The organism is Ligilactobacillus murinus DSM 20452 = NBRC 14221 (assembly GCF_001591685.1).
Lineage (GTDB): Bacteria > Bacillota > Bacilli > Lactobacillales > Lactobacillaceae > Ligilactobacillus > Ligilactobacillus murinus.
This window is the reverse complement of the sequence record NZ_BCVJ01000011.1, coordinates 1-16781: the sequence shown is the minus strand read 5'-3', so window position 1 is coordinate 16781 and position 16781 is coordinate 1. Positions and strand designations below refer to the sequence as shown.

At 39.7% G+C, this 16781-nt stretch carries 18 protein-coding genes; 5 read left to right on the top strand and 13 right to left on the bottom strand.

Annotated elements, in window-relative coordinates; genetic code table 11:
• The first annotated feature begins 152 nt into the window (after nucleotides 1–152).
• A complete protein-coding gene (locus tag LMU01S_RS03590; protein ID WP_056959189.1) occupies nucleotides 153–1880 on the top strand; it encodes a glycerophosphoryl diester phosphodiesterase membrane domain-containing protein in 1728 nt (575 codons plus the stop codon).
• Between the two features lie 82 nt (nucleotides 1881–1962).
• Here the strand turns inward: LMU01S_RS03590 and murC are convergent, their stop codons facing one another.
• The 3 genes from murC to LMU01S_RS03575 form a co-directional block, all read right to left on the bottom strand.
• A complete protein-coding gene (gene murC / locus LMU01S_RS03585) occupies nucleotides 1963–3294 on the bottom strand; it encodes a UDP-N-acetylmuramate--L-alanine ligase (protein WP_056959188.1) in 1332 nt (443 codons plus the stop codon).
• Between the two features lie 120 nt (nucleotides 3295–3414).
• Nucleotides 3415–4581 carry an ATP-grasp domain-containing protein gene (locus LMU01S_RS03580; protein ID WP_056959187.1) on the bottom strand — a complete coding sequence of 389 codons (1167 nt, stop codon included), beginning with the start codon at nucleotides 4579–4581 and terminating at the stop codon, nucleotides 3415–3417.
• Nucleotides 4582–4600: 19 nt separating this feature from the next.
• A complete protein-coding gene (locus LMU01S_RS03575) occupies nucleotides 4601–5347 on the bottom strand; it encodes an esterase family protein (protein WP_056959186.1) in 747 nt (248 codons plus the stop codon).
• A 272-nt stretch (nucleotides 5348–5619) separates the two neighbouring features.
• Here LMU01S_RS03575 and LMU01S_RS03570 point away from each other — a divergent pair, with 272 nt between their 5' ends.
• On the top strand, nucleotides 5620–6444 hold the full coding sequence (locus LMU01S_RS03570; protein WP_056959185.1) for an alpha/beta hydrolase: 825 nt from the start codon (nucleotides 5620–5622) through the stop codon (nucleotides 6442–6444).
• 77 nt (nucleotides 6445–6521) lie between these two features.
• Here LMU01S_RS03570 and LMU01S_RS03565 read toward each other — a convergent pair whose 3' ends face one another.
• The 8 genes from LMU01S_RS03565 to LMU01S_RS03530 all read right to left on the bottom strand — a co-directional run bounded on the left by LMU01S_RS03565 (nucleotide 6522) and on the right by LMU01S_RS03530 (nucleotide 13981).
• Nucleotides 6522–8684: a DNA translocase FtsK gene (locus tag LMU01S_RS03565; RefSeq protein ID WP_056959184.1), complete on the bottom strand. Its 2163-nt coding sequence runs from the start codon at nucleotides 8682–8684 to the stop codon at nucleotides 6522–6524.
• 148 nt (nucleotides 8685–8832) lie between these two features.
• Nucleotides 8833–9474: a YtpR family tRNA-binding protein gene (gene ytpR, locus LMU01S_RS03560; RefSeq protein ID WP_056959183.1), complete on the bottom strand. Its 642-nt coding sequence runs from the start codon at nucleotides 9472–9474 to the stop codon at nucleotides 8833–8835.
• A 20-nt stretch (nucleotides 9475–9494) separates the two neighbouring features.
• Entirely contained in the window at nucleotides 9495–9812 is a 318-nt protein-coding gene (locus LMU01S_RS03555) for a thioredoxin family protein (protein WP_004048111.1), read from the bottom strand.
• 76 nt (nucleotides 9813–9888) lie between these two features.
• Complete coding sequence (gene trmB / locus LMU01S_RS03550; protein ID WP_056959182.1) at nucleotides 9889–10533, bottom strand: tRNA (guanosine(46)-N7)-methyltransferase TrmB; 645 nt, start codon at nucleotides 10531–10533, stop codon at nucleotides 9889–9891.
• A 97-nt stretch (nucleotides 10534–10630) separates the two neighbouring features.
• Nucleotides 10631–11425 carry a phosphotransferase family protein gene (locus tag LMU01S_RS03545; protein ID WP_056959181.1) on the bottom strand — a complete coding sequence of 265 codons (795 nt, stop codon included), beginning with the start codon at nucleotides 11423–11425 and terminating at the stop codon, nucleotides 10631–10633.
• Between the two features lie 63 nt (nucleotides 11426–11488).
• Nucleotides 11489–12703, bottom strand: a complete 1215-nt coding sequence (locus tag LMU01S_RS03540) for an ABC transporter permease (RefSeq protein WP_056959180.1) — start codon at nucleotides 12701–12703, stop codon at nucleotides 11489–11491.
• The gene (locus tag LMU01S_RS03535) at nucleotides 12696–13436 is read right to left on the bottom strand and encodes an ABC transporter ATP-binding protein (RefSeq protein WP_004048119.1); all 741 of its coding nucleotides are present in this window, start codon (nucleotides 13434–13436) and stop codon (nucleotides 12696–12698) included. The genes LMU01S_RS03540 and LMU01S_RS03535 overlap by 8 nt, the downstream gene beginning before the upstream one ends.
• 17 nt (nucleotides 13437–13453) lie before the next feature.
• The gene (locus LMU01S_RS03530) at nucleotides 13454–13981 is read right to left on the bottom strand and encodes a sugar O-acetyltransferase (protein WP_082613072.1); all 528 of its coding nucleotides are present in this window, start codon (nucleotides 13979–13981) and stop codon (nucleotides 13454–13456) included.
• Nucleotides 13982–14084: 103 nt separating this feature from the next.
• Between LMU01S_RS03530 and LMU01S_RS03525 the strand changes: the two genes are divergently transcribed.
• The 3 genes from LMU01S_RS03525 (at nucleotide 14085) to LMU01S_RS03515 (ending at nucleotide 15808) form a co-directional block, all read left to right on the top strand.
• On the top strand, nucleotides 14085–14513 hold the full coding sequence (locus LMU01S_RS03525; protein WP_056959179.1) for an HIT family protein: 429 nt from the start codon (nucleotides 14085–14087) through the stop codon (nucleotides 14511–14513).
• Nucleotides 14514–14518: 5 nt separating this feature from the next.
• A complete protein-coding gene (locus LMU01S_RS03520; RefSeq protein ID WP_056959178.1) occupies nucleotides 14519–14824 on the top strand; it encodes a hypothetical protein in 306 nt (101 codons plus the stop codon).
• Nucleotides 14825–14914: 90 nt separating this feature from the next.
• Nucleotides 14915–15808 carry a peptidylprolyl isomerase PrsA gene (locus tag LMU01S_RS03515; protein ID WP_056959177.1) on the top strand — a complete coding sequence of 298 codons (894 nt, stop codon included), beginning with the start codon at nucleotides 14915–14917 and terminating at the stop codon, nucleotides 15806–15808.
• Nucleotides 15809–15893: 85 nt separating this feature from the next.
• Here the strand turns inward: LMU01S_RS03515 and LMU01S_RS03510 are convergent, their stop codons facing one another.
• Nucleotides 15894–16493: a ribonuclease H1 domain-containing protein gene (locus LMU01S_RS03510; protein ID WP_056959176.1), complete on the bottom strand. Its 600-nt coding sequence runs from the start codon at nucleotides 16491–16493 to the stop codon at nucleotides 15894–15896.
• A 6-nt stretch (nucleotides 16494–16499) separates the two neighbouring features.
• Nucleotides 16500–16781 (bottom strand): MerR family DNA-binding protein (locus LMU01S_RS03505; RefSeq protein WP_061773554.1); only part of this gene is annotated, 282 nt, incomplete at its 5' end.

Sequence of the window (16781 nt, the reverse complement as noted above, 5' to 3'; positions counted from 1 at the left end):
TCCTCTAAGTGGTCTGCCTTAATGATAGCATACCCCTTCTTTTTGCTCAATCGTTAGGTCTAGATCAAATTACCTAGATTTAGGGATAATTATTGTTCTAGCGCATTGTATTGGGTACAATGTAATAAAATTTAAAAAATCGGAGTGATACGATGCGTTTAAAACGCGATTTTAGCTTACATTGGAAAAATTATCTGATCCTCTTTTTAGTGGTCGAACTTTCACTTGAGGTCGCGATTATCCCCCTCTTTAATGCGTGGACTTCGCTACTATTGAATTTAGGTGCGATCCCCTATTTATCTTATACCAATGCACTTTCACTCGTTACGAGCCATCCCTATATCACCTTGGGCTTACTTTTGGAATTGATCATTTTGATCATCTGTGTTTTTGGGCAATTTGCGCTCATCCTAAACGGTGTTGTTTTGATCAGGCAAGATGAATTCAGCTTTCGTGCGATCTTAAAAAACACGGCTCGGCAATTACGCCAGCTCGATCCACTCGGGATCTTCTTTTTTGCCGGCTATTTCTTATTGATCGTGCCTTTTAGTGGGATCTTCTTTAATTCGCCACTTTTGAGTAAAATAGTCATCCCTGAATTTATCTTGGATTTTCTCTTACAAAAACCACTTTATGCAACTTTGCTCGGTATTTTTTACTTAGCGATCTTTATTTTGAGCATCCGCCTGCTCTTCGTTTTACCGCTGATGCTTTTTGAAAAAGTCAAGATCAAAGCAGCGCTCGCACAAAGTTGGCAACTAACTAGAAATAAGTTTTGGGCTTATACGCTAAAACTACTAAAGATCTCATTTATTGCGCTTATCACTAACTTAGGACTGATCGGTATTTTATATTCGATCCAACTTGGACTCGATCAGAATCCGTTGAGTGCGCTTATCGGTGGAAGTATCAATGTTACCTTACTGCAGATCGGCTCATTTCTGATCTCTGTTTGGGCTAGCGTTGCCCTTTTACAGCTCATTTTACCAGCTGACGTTACCTTAGCGACTTACAAAAGTACTAAAAAAAGCTGGCTCAGCAAGATAGCTAAGCCATTGTTCGCTTTATTTACACTTGGAGCTCTTTTAGGTAACGGGGCCTACTTAGTTCATTTAGGTCAAACACCATTGATCATCTCACACCGTGGAGTCGATGCAAAAAATGGCGTCCAAAATACGATCCCTGCTCTTCGTAAGACTGCCCAAGCTAAACCAAATTACATCGAGATCGATATTCAAGAAACCAAAGATCATAAATTTGTCGTCATGCATGATGAAAATCTAAAGCAACTCGCCGATCTTGATACTAGCCCCCAAGAGCTGACACTGGCTCAATTGACTGCTTTGACCGTACACGAAAATGGTCACCAAGCTAAGATCCCTAGTTTCGACGAGTATCTGAGCGTTGCCAAACAATATGAGCAAAGACTATTAGTCGAGATCAAGACAACTAAACGTGATTCAAAAAATATGTTAAAAAATTTCTTTGACACATACAAAACTACGCTCAAACAAAATAATCATGAGTTACAATCACTTGACTACAAAGTTATTACTAGTGCTAAAAAATATGCTCCTACACTAAATGCTTACTATATCCTACCGTATAATTTCATCTTCCCGCAGACACCAGCTAATGGTTATACGATGGAAAAGACAACGTTAAATGACTCTTTTGTCACCCAGGCCAAGCTCAGTTTTAAAAAAGTTTATTCTTGGACTGTCAATAGCGAGGAAGATCTTAAAAAGGCCGCCTTCTTGGATGTAGATGGGATCATCACCGATAATGTCACTGAAGCAAAGTGGGTCTACCATAACTTCAATGCTAATACCAGTTATGCTAACCGCTTGTTAGATGCTGTCATTCTCTTACCTGAATAACAAAAAACCTCACTATGCTGTTAAAGATCTGCATCATAGTGAGGTTTTGTTATTCATAGAGCGCTTAACGCATCGTCTTTTATTAGTTATTATTCAAGCTAAGATCGCTCAATAATTTTTCATAAGCATATTCGTATTTTTGAATATCACCGGCACCCATAAAGACAACGACATCATCATGGTAATCAAGTAATGGTGACATATTATCTAGAGCTAAAACTTCGCCACCTTTAGTGATCTTTTCACCTAGATCTTTGGCAGAAACTTTACCGTCATGTTCACGGATCGAACTGAAAATATCAGTCAAATAGACTTTATCGGCTAGATCTAAACTCTTAGCAAATTCGTCCATCAATGCGACCGTCCGGCTGAAAGTATGCGGTTGGAAAACTGCAATGATCTTCTTATCTGGGTATTGTTGGCGCGCAGCATCTAAAGTCGCAGTGATCTCAGATGGATGGTGAGCATAGTCATCAATGATCACCATGTCAGCAACACGCTTTTCAGTAAAACGCCGCTTGACCCCCTTGAAAGTCAATAATTCTTTTTTGATCTCTTCTTGATCGACTTTTTCCATGTGCGAAACAGCGATAACAGCTAAACTGTTCAAGATGTTATGCTTACCAAACATTGGGATCTCGTAGTTGCCTAAATATTCATCGTGTAAATACACATCAAAAGTTGAGCCCTTAGTCGTACGTTTGATATTTTCAGCACGCACATCGTCATCAGCTTCAGTCCCATAATAATATACTGGTACATCGGCTTTTAGTTTGCGAAGATATTTATCTTCACCCCAGACAAAGAGGCCTTTTTTAGTTTGTTTAGCCAACGTTTCAAAAGCATCACAAACATCTTCGATCCCAGTGAAATAATCAGGGTGATCAAAGTCGATATTGGTCATGATCGTGTAGTCTGGATGGTATGCTACAAAATGGCGACGATATTCATCAGCTTCAAATACAAAGAAACGTGCATCAGGGATCCCTTTACCTGAGCCATCTCCGACCAAATAACTTGTTGGTGAGACCCCACTTAAAACATGGGCCAACAAACCTGAAGTACTCGTCTTACCATGGGCACCAGCGACCCCAATGCTTGTCGTCTCTTCGATCAACATTTCAACAACTTCCGGATAACGCATAACTTTTAAGCCTAATTCACGTGCTTTTTTGATCTCTTCTTGCTCATCACCAAAAGCATTACCAGCAACGATCGTCATCTTGTCATGGATATTTTTTTCGTCAAATGGGAAAATCTCAATTCCAGCCTGTTCTAAGCCACGTTGTGTAAACGTATATTTTTCAATATCTGAACCGGCAACTTTATAACCCTTGTCATTTAAAATAAGGGCTAACGCACTCATCCCCGTCCCCTTGATGCCTACAAAAAAATATGTGGTGTCCATATTCATGGTAAATATCCTCTTTTCTTAATTAACAATTAAGCTAAGTTTACCATAGATCGCAAACCTTTTTAAAGTCATAGCCATACAAAAAGCCGACCAAAATTCTGATCGGCTCATTTCTTATTTCTATGTCTTGAGTGCACCAACAAATTCGATTATCGCGTGCATCTGTTCTTTAGTCTTAGTATTGAAAATATAGCCAACATCTCCCATGATCTCAGCAAACACCCCTGGAACATGTTGGATCTCTTTTAGCTCATCTCCATATTTTTGTCTGATCTTAGCTAGGTCATAGCGATAATCTTGCTTGTTACTTCGTGAAATATAGACACTGTAATACGGACAAGTACTATCGCCATAGAATTTATTTTCTTTAACTAAATGAGCATATTCTTCAAACAAGCTCAACTGATGAGCATGATTCATCAGATCGATCGAAGGCCCACCTGGTGGACGACAGTTGATCTCTAAGGCATAGAGCTTGTCATCTGCTGTTCTAAAGAACTCGAAGTGGAAAAATCTTTCCCGAATATCAAAAGCTGCTACACTTTTCATTCCTAACTCATAAAGATCTGCGTCAATGTCACGTGTCTCATAAAAATACATGTCACCTGTGCGATGGACTGTATCTAAAGCAGGCTCTTGGTAAACGAGTGAAGAATAAAAAACCACACGTCCAGTTTGATCTGTCAGACCATCAAAAGTTATGATGTCTCCTTCGATGAATTCTTCCATAAAATAAGTTACATCAGGAGTACGTTTGGTCAAAAAAGCAGTAAAGTCTTCCGGCGTACTGATCTTATACGTGTCACTAGCTCCGACTCCAGAATCGGGTTTAACGATCACTGGATAACCGAACTGTTCTAGTAAATTCCAGCCTTCCTCTGCGGTCTGAAAAACTTTTCCTAGTGCAACTGGAATATCGTGGCTCAAAAAGACCTGTTTCATCTTTGACTTATACTTGATCTTATCCATCTCATCACTCTTATAGCCTGGGATATTAAAATCTGTCCGCAATCTAGCATCCTGAAACAGCCAATATTCATTATGTGATTCCAAGCGATCGATCTTACCGTATTTAAATGCAAAGTACGCTACTGCTCGATACATTTGGTCATAATCTTCCATATCATCGACTCTGTAGTACTCATGCAATGCGGTGCGCAAACTAGGTGTCAATTCATCGTAGGCTTTATCCCCGATCCCCAAAGTCGTGATCCCATTATTGCTGAGACTCACTGAAAATTGCTCAAAATTTGCAGGAAAATGGGGCGAAATAACAATAAAATTCATTATATCTTGTCCCTTCTACTCAAATTTGTCCCGTTTCGGATAATTTACTTAAATAATATGGCATCTGTTTTTTCCACCAGACCCAGTCATGCGAAACATCTTTCCCCCAGTAATCAAACCAACCTGGGATCTGCTTAGCCTTAAAAACAGCTTCAAGTTTGCGAGTCTCGTCAACCTCTTCCCAAGGTCCTAGACCGGTACAGATGATATAAGTATTTTGCCGATATTTTTCAAAAAACCATGGATCAGCTAAATTCCATAGATAATCAGTTGGTGAATTGTAGTAAACTAGCTCATCAGCGCCATAATCACCTACGACAAACCGCAGATCATATAGTCCACTTAACGAAATAACAGTATCAAAGATCTCAGGGAATTTGAGCCCAAAATTCATTGCATGATATGCCCCCATCGAACATCCAGTTGTTATCAAACTTCCGGACCAGTTTGTCTTGTCATAGATAAGTGGTACTAATTCTTCAACGATAAAGCGCTCATAAGCCATATGCGCTAAGGCACGATCATGGGGACTTTTCTCATTAGCCTCAAAAGCTTCCTTATCAAACGAATCTGGGGTAAAAAAGCGTACCTGACCACTATCGATCCAACGCTGACATGCTGCGATCATCCCAAAATCACCATATTCATTATGACTACCACCAGAAGCCGGAAAAACTAAGATCGGTCTTCCCGCATGACCATAAACATTAAAATTCATCGAACGTCCTAAAACCTTACTATGTAATTGACATTTCTCAAAATGCATATAATTTCCTCCACCTTTTTTAATTTACAATACCTTAGTCACTCTAAACGCTTATCCCGCTTAAAAAGCCAAAATAAATTTTATTTCACCCAGCATTAACTAACTTTCATTTAATTTTTCGTTAATATTAACACAAATCACAACTAATGTGAATACCATTTTTTATCATTTTATTTTTATATAAATAAAATTTTGACCATAGCTGGACAAAAAGTTTTTTTCAGTATATCTTGGTCATATATGCAAGAAATTGGGAAAGGAACTGCTATATTATGCCTCAAAACAGTTATTATCTCGAGCTACGGACTCATTATCTATTTGTGCCTTATTTTTCAAATGAGCGCAGGATCCGAGTACTACTTCCCCGAGATTATTTTAAAAATGAGCGTCATTATCCGGTTTTATATATGCACGATGGGCAAAATGTTTTTTACAGTCGCGAAGCGTTTGCAGGTTATTCGTGGAAGGTCATTCCCCTGATCAAACAACACCTCGAATTGCCACAAATGATCATTGTCGGGATCGACAATAGCGCCGAACACCGTCTCGATGAATATTCACCATGGAAGACTGAATTTCAAACATCTGATGGTACCGGGTATTTTGGCGGTCTAGGTCGAGCATATGTTGACTGGCTAGTAGATACTGTCAAGCCATTCATCGATAAAAAATATCGTACCTTACCTCAACGTGAGACCACGTTGCTAGCTGGAAGTTCAATGGGTGGCTATATCACAGCCTATGCCGGTTCACTGTACCCTGAGATCTTTGGAAATTTAGGCGTTTTTTCTAGTGCTGCCTGGTTGAATCAAGTAAAATTCACGCAGTTTATCACTTCTCATCCCTTGCACCCTGGCAATAAGGTCTATATTCAAACAGGAGCTAGTGAAAATGATGCTGGTGACGATGAAGTTTTGGCTCCTGAAAAGCAGGCCCAAGCCTATATTGATGAATCTTTGCGCTACTATCAGACACTTTTACGAACAGGGCATCCAATGGATAATATCTCACTAAATATTTTTGCAGCTGAATCTCATAGTGAATTTTACTGGGCTAAACATTTCCCAGAATTTTTAAATTTTATATTTAACGAATAAATGTATCAAAAAAAGACTGAGTATACCTCAGTCTTAGATTGAAGACAAACCTCACTTATTGAGCGTTTGTCTTTTTATTATACACTGCGCAATTTATTCAAGCCTTCTTGAGTCAAAAAGACCTTCCGTGGCTTGGCACCATGCGCTGGTGAAATATATTGTTTAGCTTCAAGATCATCGATGATCGCGGCAGCACGATTATAGCCGATCGAAAAGACTCGTTGCAACTTGGAAGTTGAGATCGTCTCTTCATTAACGATATAGTCTAAAACTCGAGGCAAAAGATCATCTTGTTTTTCTGATTCTACTGCACGTTTTTTCAAACTATCGGGATCAAAAGCGTACTTAGGCTTACCTTGCTGTCTAACAAAATCAGTCACCGCATCGACCTCATCTTCAATATAAGTCCCTTGCAACCGGGTCGGTTGCCCCGAACCATTTCCCAAATAGAGCATATCGCCACGACCTAAAAGGCGTTCGGCCCCAGCAGTATCCAAGATCGTTCGTGAATCGACTTGGCTTGAGACCATAAAAGCGATCCGAGTCGGAATATTATTTTTGATCGTTCCGGTCAAAACATCCACACTTGGTCGTTGGGTCGCAACTAATAAGTGGATCCCAGCTGCCCGAGCTTTTTGCGTGATCCGGGCAATATGATCTTGGACCTCAGACGAAGCTGCCATCATAAGATCAGCTAATTCATCGATCACTACCACGATATATGGCAATTGCAGCCCATACTCACCGGCTGCCTTAGCTTTTTCATTATAAGCCTCTAAGTTACGAGCCCCAGCAGCAGCTAAACGTTGATACCGCTCTTCCATCTCATTTACGAGCCATTTCAACGCGGCCGCAGCTGCTTTAGCATCAGAGATCACGGGCGCTAGTAAATGGGGCAGATCATGATAAGGCGCCATCTCGACTGCTTTAGGATCGATCAAGACCAACTTCACTTCACTAGGTGAAGCTTTATAGAGTAAGGAAACAAGCAAACTATTGATAAAGACCGATTTACCCGAACCGGTAGCCCCTGCGATCAAGCCATGGGGCATTTTTTGTAAGTCTGTGATCTGGGGCTTGCCAAATAGATCGACTCCTAAAGCTACTGTCAATGGTGAAGAAGCTTCTTGGAATTTATCTGAACACAAGACTTCAGATAACATGACTGGGCGTGAAGTTTTATTGGGGATCTCGATCCCAACACTACTTTTACCTGGGATCGGCGCTTCGATCCGAATGTCTTTAGCAGCTAAGGCAAGTTTGAGATCATCATTTAAATTGGTGATCTTGTTGACCTTGACTCCCCGTCCCAAAGTCAATTCAAATTGCGTAACCGTCGGGCCAATAGTCCAATCACTAACAGTCGCCTCAACATGAAACGCTTTGAGTGTCTCATTTAACGTTTGGACCTGACTTTTGACCCAATCATCCAATGCAGGATCGTCATTGATCACTGGTGCAGGTAATAAACTAAGTGCTGGAAATTGATAAGGCTCAGGTCCATCCTTAGGTAATGTCAGTTTCGCTGACACACTTGGTTCGCTTTGCGTCAAAGAGCTTTCATGTGCCAAGGCTGCTTTGAGCCCGGTCATTTTGGGAGACTCTGGTCTAGTAGCGATTTCACTAGTGAGGTCAACTTGTGAACTAAGCTCTGAAGTTACTTGACTTTGGCTTACGCTCTTTGCCTCACTGTTACTGTTAGCTGGGCTCATGCTTTGAGTGCGCGTATCACTTACTGAACTTTGCAACTGGCTAGTCGAACTTGTCGAGTGGACCTGGCTTGTTGTGTCGCTCATACTTTCACTAGTCGCTAAACTAGAACTAGTTGATCGACTGTCCGAAGCTAATGTTGGTGTTTTTAGTTGTGATGATACCGTCGGGTGTTTAGGCAATTTAGTATCTGTATTATCAAACTGGCGACTTACCGTCAGATCGATCGCTTGAGTTCCTAGTAAAACAGTCCCTTCAAAGAGTAAATAATCTTCGGGGGCTTTCTTTAATGAACGCACCAATTTATCGTAATCAGGGCGTTTTTTTACAACACGCTCGGCAACTAAAGAGCGCGGGACTTTTCTTGGACTAAAAGCCCGTGAAGTTCCATTTAAACGTTCCTTTTGGTTACTTGTCGCTATTTTAGTCGGTGCTTTTTCAGTTTTAGCTGGTACTTTAGTCTGAACCCGCGTTTTTGTAGCTGGGCGACCATTATTTCTGTAAAAGGCTGGTCCATCATAATGTTCCATGGTGTTCATCCTAACTGTCTGTCTAATTTACTTTTAAATTCATTATAGTAATTATTCAAAATGGAGAAAAGGTTTTTTACCACTTTTATAAAACTTTATGTAAAAAAACACCTAGGACTTATCACAGTCCCAGGTGAGATCTACTAAACTAAGCTGTAAATAGCTTAGCCCCCTTTTCAAAATCAAAAGCTGTCTTAGCTGCAAATTCAGCGGGATCAAGAACTAAGATACCACGCTTTTTAGGCGCATTAGGTAACTCAAGCTCACGAGCAGCACAAACCATCCCATAGCTATCGACACCCCGCAATTTACCTGGCCAGATCATCGCACCATTTGGCATCATCGCACCAACTTTAGCAACGACCACGTTTTGCCCAGCTTCAATATTCGGTGCGCCGCATACGATCTGCAAGGTTTGGTCATTATCGACTTCGATCTTAGCGATATGCAAATGATCTGAATCTGGATGTTCTGTCAATTCAGCTACATAGCCCACCACAAATTTAGGTTCATCATCAAAGACCAATTCAGGTTCGAACCCCGCTGTTTGTAAAGCTTGATTCAAAGCTTCAACTTGAGCTTGATCCAAGAAAACTTGACCTTTGCCAGCTAGATCAACCAAGATCTCACTGACATCAAAAAAGTTGAACCCTAAAGTTTCATTATTTTCGGCATTAAAAATACGAACGATCCGTCCTTTTTGTTCAGTTGCTTGCGCTGCTGCTTCAGGGCGCACCATCGTCAATAAAACATCACCCATTTGGGTCGGATTATAGCTAGCAATTAACATTATTTGATACTTCCTTTGTTTTAGATATTATTCAAGAAGTCTTCTACTTCTTTTTTCGTCTTACGATCTTTATTCACAAAACGAGCTTTTTCTTTACCGTCTTCATACACGACAAAACTTGGGATCCCCATGATCATCATTTCTTGGCAAAGGTCGATATTTTCATCACGATCGACTAAGATAAATTCGAATTGTGAAAAGTTGGCTTCGATCTCAGGCATTGCTGGTTTGATAAAACGGCAATCTGGGCACCAGTCAGCGGTAAAGAATAATACATACTTCCCTGTGCTCAATTTTTCTTCTAATGCTTTTTTATCCATCTTTGCTAATTTTTCCATCTTAAATACCTCCAAGATAAATTACTTACTTTTTGTATATTATAACTTATCCTCTTAGCTTTTAAAATTTTTTTGCCTAAGCTTTGAAATGAGCTTCGAGTTTATAGATCGGTTGACCTTTTTGGCTGAATTTTTCTTCATATTCAGTCATCACATTATCTTCAACATCTGGTGTCTGATGAAGATCTAGCCATACTTGATCAAATACCATCCCATAATTGTTCAAACTCGTCAATGAATATTCAAATAAGCCACGATTATCGGTCTTGAATTCAAGATGACCGTCAGCTTGCATCACTTCTTCATATTGAGCCAAAAAACTCTTATAAGTCAAGCGCCGTTTTTCATTACGATTCTTAGGCCATGGATCAGAAAAATTCAAATAGATCCCACTAACTTCATTTGGTTCGAAGAATTCGGTCAAACCACTGCCGTTAGCACACACTAACTGGAGATTAGGCAATTTGGCCTCGAGTTGTTTTTTCAAGGCGATCCCTGTAGCAACTGTTTGCATTTCAAGACCGATAAAATTACGCTCAGGATATTTCTTGGCCATCTCAACGATAAAACGGCCCTTCCCCATCCCGATCTCGACATATAGTGGTTGTTCTTTTTCAAAACGACTTTGCCAATTACCACGTAAAGTTGCCGGATCAGTTACGACATATTGTGGGTTTTCTTGGATCAAGGGCTTAGCCCAAGGTTTATTTCGTAAACGCATGATAAATTGCTATGTAGTTAATACATAGACTTCCTTTCAACTAAAATTCACTAAATAAGGGACAAAAGGTTTTTGATGCCTTTTATCCCCATCAATTTTAAATATAATTTTGCTTCTTGATTACTTGATTAAGCTTGATAATGTCTTGGTTCATTTCATGGAAATGACCACGCTGATAGTTGTGTTTGATAACTAACAAAAGATTCATGACCGCATACCAATAAATGCGTTTCATCATATCCGGTGACGGTTCTTTTTTTGCATACCGCGTCAACCATTGCTTCCAGTCTTTGCGTGGGACATATTGACACATTAACATACTAAGGTCTAAAGCCGGATCAGCCAACTTAACGGCTTCCCAATCTACTAGATATAGCTGTCCTGTCTCAGATAAGAGCCAGTTTTTATGATTTAAATCGCCATGACATACTTCGTAATTCGAGCGTTCAAGTTGCGGCTGGTTTGCCTTCAATCGCGACGTTGCTTCGGATAATAGTGGATGCTGACGTAATTCAGAACTCAAACCATTAAAATATTGTGCCAACAGATCAGCCGGCGTATACGTCTTGCCTCCGACCCGTAACAGCATCTTTTTTAAAAGTTTGGAACCATGCATCCGAGCTAATAATTCCGAGACCTGGAGCGAACACATCTCTTCACGTTTTAGCGAACGACCATTCAACCACTCTTGTGCAGTCAGAGTGTCACCTGAGACTGTCCGCTTTGACCAGATCAAGCGTGGAACGATCTCTTCTAATGAAAGAGCCGCCAAAAACGGCGAAGTATTACGCTTGATAAAGATACGTTCATCGTTATTCACCGCCATATAAGCAGTGCCAGTATCGCCATCGATCGGTAAGATCTCCCAGCCATGTTCCAAATTGAAATCCATCTGGGGCTCTCCTTTTGAAAATATCGATAACTAAAATAAGTCTACAAAGAACTAGACTCAGTGTCAAGCTCTTTTTGCTAAGCGTCCCTTAAGATAAGGCCGAGTCAATAATACGATCTCAAGCACTAAAACACCTAAAAATTCGAGACTAAATAAACTATTTTGTAACTGTATCCAGCTAACTAACGTAAAGATCACCGCGACCACAAACAATAATTGCCCTAACATTTTCTGAAATGCTTTTTGTTTATTTTCTGGATCTAACGGATAGATATGCATAAAAACTATTTCGTCGTAGTGGTGATACAAAGAAAACAACTGAAATCCAAGCAAATAGACAAATAGCACTGCTAGAGCTAAGGCTAGCCACGGTTCAGTGATGAAATACAAGATAACAGCACCTAAGACCGTTAACCGTAATACTAAGCCACTGGTTTCACCATTGCGTACCAGGGCCCGCCAGTAGAGGTAAGTAAAACTTCCACCAGGCTTAGCTTGTGGTAACAGACGATCTAAATAGCGCCGTCGTTTGGCTGCGACTTGCAAATTAGGTACATCGGTAAAGAGCGCAAAGAAACGATATAACTGCAACATTCTTTCATTTTCAGTCTCAATAGCCACTTCCCAGTTAAATACAGCCTGTGTCGTGAGAGCTTTTTTTGACTTATCGATATAACCTGTCAAAAGTGCAGCTACTAATAATAGATATAATGGATCTAAATAAAGACTTGTCCCTAATAAGAGACCACAAAAGCCAATATCTAAGAACCACTTCCATCGTCCACTAGCAAATTGAGCTTGATAAAGGCCTAGTAGTTTTCGCTCTAGTTGTAAATATTTCAATACTAGTAGCAATAGCCATAAAAAGATGAGCTGGACTACTGTCAATTTAGCAGCAACAAGTAAGAATGGCGTCAAAGCCAACATCACTAATGTATCAAACACCCAAGCAAAAATTAACGATGACTGTAAAGCTTTTTGTAAATATTGGCCCATTTCAGCTTGTCGGGGTGAAATAAATACGATATCAGCTGGTTTTAACAATGTTGCCAACCGTCCGACTTGTAAGCTTATGACTAAAATAAGTAACACTAACGGTTTAGCATACCAGATCTCTGCTTGGGGCGAGAGGGCTTTGAGATAATTTGAATAGCTCAAAGCTAAGCCACCCAAGATGAAAAGCAACGCTAAGATGAAGTGATCATTTAGTACATAGCGTAAATACTTAAACATCTGCTTTTGATGAGTTTTTTGGCGCATTTTCCACAGATCAAGCATGTTTTTCACCTGCCCCTGTGAGCTTGAGATAGATCGTTGCTAAAGAAGCTGTTTCATCGCCAAACTGTGTCCGCAAACTTGCTAGATCACCTTTAGCAGTTACTTGACCTTGATCGATCATGACAAAGCGATCACAGTATTCTTGGGCTGTGCTCAAAACATGCGTCGACATCAAAACGGCTGCCCCAGCTTGCTTTTTTTGATCGATCAAATCTAAGAGATCTTGAGTCGCTAAAGGATCAAGTCCCAAAAATGGTTCATCGATGATATAAAGTTTAGCCTCTGTTATAAAGGCACAAACGATCATCACCTTTTGTTTCATCCCCTTAGAAAAATTAGCTGGGAACCAATCCAATTTATTTTCTAATCTAAAGAGCTCAAGTAATTTTTGAGCGCGTTGCCAAGCACTTTTAGCTTCTAATCCATAAGCCATGATCGTTAACTCGATATGCTCACGTAAAGTCAATTCTTCGTATAAGATCGGAGTCTCAGGAATATAAGCCATTTTTTGCTTGTATGTTTTAGGATCTGATTTTAAGGTCACACCTTCTAAAGTTATCTTTCCCTTTTGTGGGCGTAACAATCCAATAATGTGCTTGATGGTCGTAGATTTACCTGCCCCGTTCAAGCCGATCAAACCGACTAATTCACCGGCTTTGACCGTAAATGAAATATCTTTTAGAACTGGAACACGTGAGTAACCACCGACTAAATTTTCAATTTCTAGTGTCATCTAAATTACCTACTTATCTAAATTTTGGTGGGATCATAGCCCGTTTTATCAGCTGCTGTGATCTTTCGATCGCCATATGCGACTACGTTAGAAGGAATATCATGTGTGACCACATTTCCCGATTCGATCACAGTATTATCGCCGATCGTGACTGGTTTAGCTTGACAATCTCCCAATTGGCGCTCAGTTTTATCAATTGTATGATCTGCGGTATAAATACCTACCCGTGGACCAAATAAAACATTGTTCCCGATCGTGATCTTAGCCCCATCAAGCATAATACAATCAAAATTTGCAAAAAAGTTATCCCCGATCGAGATGTTCTTCCCAAACTCGCATCGAAAAGTCGGTTCAAAATGAACATTTTTGCCGATCTTGCCTAAAATTTTTGCTAACAATGCTTCGCGTTTGGCTGGACTTTGCGAGTAACTTTGAGCATACGCCGTCGTTAAGGCCATAGTCTTTTGACGTGCTCGCATCAGCTCAGGATCTAAATCATTATACATCATACCGCATTGCATTCTATGTGTTTGTTTTCCCAACATGACCTTCCTCCATTATTTCCTTTTAATATTTAGTTTACAACAAATTCGACTCAGATAGTGTATACTAAAAGCAGATTTAAAATTTTTGAAAGAAGGTTTTTATATGACAGACTGTATCTTTTGCAAAATCATCGCCGGGGAGATCCCAAGTGTGACCGTCTATGAAGACGATAAAGTCAAAGCCTTTTTAGATATCTCACAAGCGACTCCAGGGCACACATTGGTAGTACCTAAAAAGCACGTTTCTGACCTCTTTGAATACGATGAACAATTAGCTAGTGATGTTTTTAGCCGCTTACCTAAGATCGCACGTGCAATCAAAGCGTCCGACCCAACGATCAAGGGACTAAACATCGTCAATAACAACGGTGAAGTCGCCTATCAAACGGTCTTTCATTCACATATCCATCTCTTACCACGTTATAGTAATGAAGATGGGTTTGGAATGACCTTTGTCGATAATTCTGCTGACTACACACCAGAAAAATTGCAAGTGATCGCAAATAAGATCACCGAGCAGATAAAGGACTGAAAAAAATGAAAAAATTTTTGTGGACTTTGACCATTACTGGGGCTCTCGGCGCTTATGCTTATAGTAAGCGCGATGAGATCTTAAAATATCTCACCCAAAAAATGATCGCTTTTGATCAAACTGTAGAACAAATAACAGATTATCTTGCTAAAGTCGAAAAAGTCAAAGAAAATGTGGCTAAATTTTCAGCCGAACTCAAAGCTTCTGAGCCTGTGATCAACAGTTTGACCCAAGAGATCGAAAACTATCGTGAACAAGTAGAACCCTTAGCCAAAGAGATCCAAGCTAAATTACCTCAACAAAACGATTGATTTTTCTTAAAAATTATTAAAACATTGATAATTTAGACGTGACTTGTGTTATATTAGAATTATTAATTTTACGATTGGATGTGTAACATAATGAAAAAATGGTTTGCCGCTTTAGCCGGCATCTTGTTGACTTTCACCTTAGCAGCTTGTTCATCTAAGACAGTTGCAACAACATCAGGTGGTAAGATCACTGAAAGCCAATACTACGACAGTATGAAAAAGACTACTTCAGGTAAGCAAGTCTTACAACAAATGATCTTAGATAAGATCTTAGAAGGCAAGTATGGTGATAAAGTCACTGATAAAGCAGTTAACAAAGAATACAATAAGTATAAAAAACAATATGGTTCTTCTTTCTCGACTGTTTTAGCACAAAATGGTATGACAGCTTCAGCATTCAAGAAGAGCATTCGTTCTAACTTATTGCTACGTCAAGCTGTGATCGCTAATACTAAGATCACTAATGCCGACTTAAAGAAACAATGGAAGAGCTATGAACCAACGATCACAGTCGCACAGATCTTAGTATCTAAGAAAGAAGACGCTAATGCGATCATCGAAGAATTGAAAAAAGATGGCTCTTGGGATAACTTCAAGAAGTTAGCTAAAGAAAAATCGATCGATGAATCTACTAAGAACGATGGTGGTAAATTACCTTCATTCAATAACATGGATACTTCTCTTGATAGTGACTTCAAAAAAGCTGCTTTTGCTTTGAAACAAGGTGAATTCTCACAAGAACCAGTCAAGACAAGCTACGGTTACCACGTCATCTACAGTATCAAGAACCCTGGCAAGGGCAAGATGGCTGACCATACAAAAGAATTGAAAGATCAAATTATTGATGAAAAACTAAATGATTCAACAGCATTGCAAAAGATCATTGCTAAAGAATTCAAAGAAGGTAATGTAAACATCAAAGATAGTGACTTAAAAGATGTCTTATCCGATTACATTTCCTCATCTAGCTCCAGCTCAAAATAAGCTTTGAGCTTTCACGGCTACCTACATTTCGTGGGTAGCTTTTTTTTAGCATAAAAAAAGAAGCCTAATACAGCTTCTTTTGTACTCAACTAGTTATTTCTGCGGCTTGTTTAGCTAATTGATCGGCCCGTTCGTTGAATTTTACCCCCGTATGAGCCGAGATCTTTTGAAAATGGACCTGTAGCCCCTCTTTTTTGATAACTTGCTCAACAAATGCAGCATAACGTTTAGTAATATCTTGTTTTGCTTGCCAAGAACCATCTGCCCAGCTAGCGATCCCTTGGTAGTCATGACAGATCGTAACTTCTCTCATTCCAAGCGACAATGCATACTTTAAGGCATAGATCGTAGCTAACAGTTCACCTCCGACATTGCGTAAACGCAAGATCTCAGTATGCTTATCATCTCGGATCGTTTGTTCATGAACACTTTTGTCATCTTTTACCAGTACAAAAGCACCCCCGACGATCGCTTTATCCGCATTAAAACTACCATCGACGAAAATACTTTCACTTGGTAAACTTGCAGTCGGACTTTTTCCTGCTAAAAATGCCTTAGCTTCTGATTCAGTGGCAAAGCCCTTGAATACAGGTGCTTTGACTTTTTTAAGTGCTGTTTGGCATTCCGCCCAAGAGCGATAAATTTCCCCCGTATTTTTTATTGCATAAAAATGTTTTTTTGCCATATGACCTCATTGATCTTTCTTATCTATTTTGTAATGTAATTTCTCAATTTCATAATTTAACACGTGATTTTCAAAATTATCTAACTTGTAATTTAGATAATTCAAAGTTTTTTCGATCTCGCGCTTTTGCTGTTCTAATTTATCTCGTTGTTCGACAAGTAATTGTTTTTGGGCAGCACGCGTATCAGTCTTTAGACGATATAGCTCAACAAATTCAACTAGCGCCTCGATCGATACTCCAGCTTTGCGCATAGCCTGAATAAAGAAGATCCAATTCAATTCATGTTC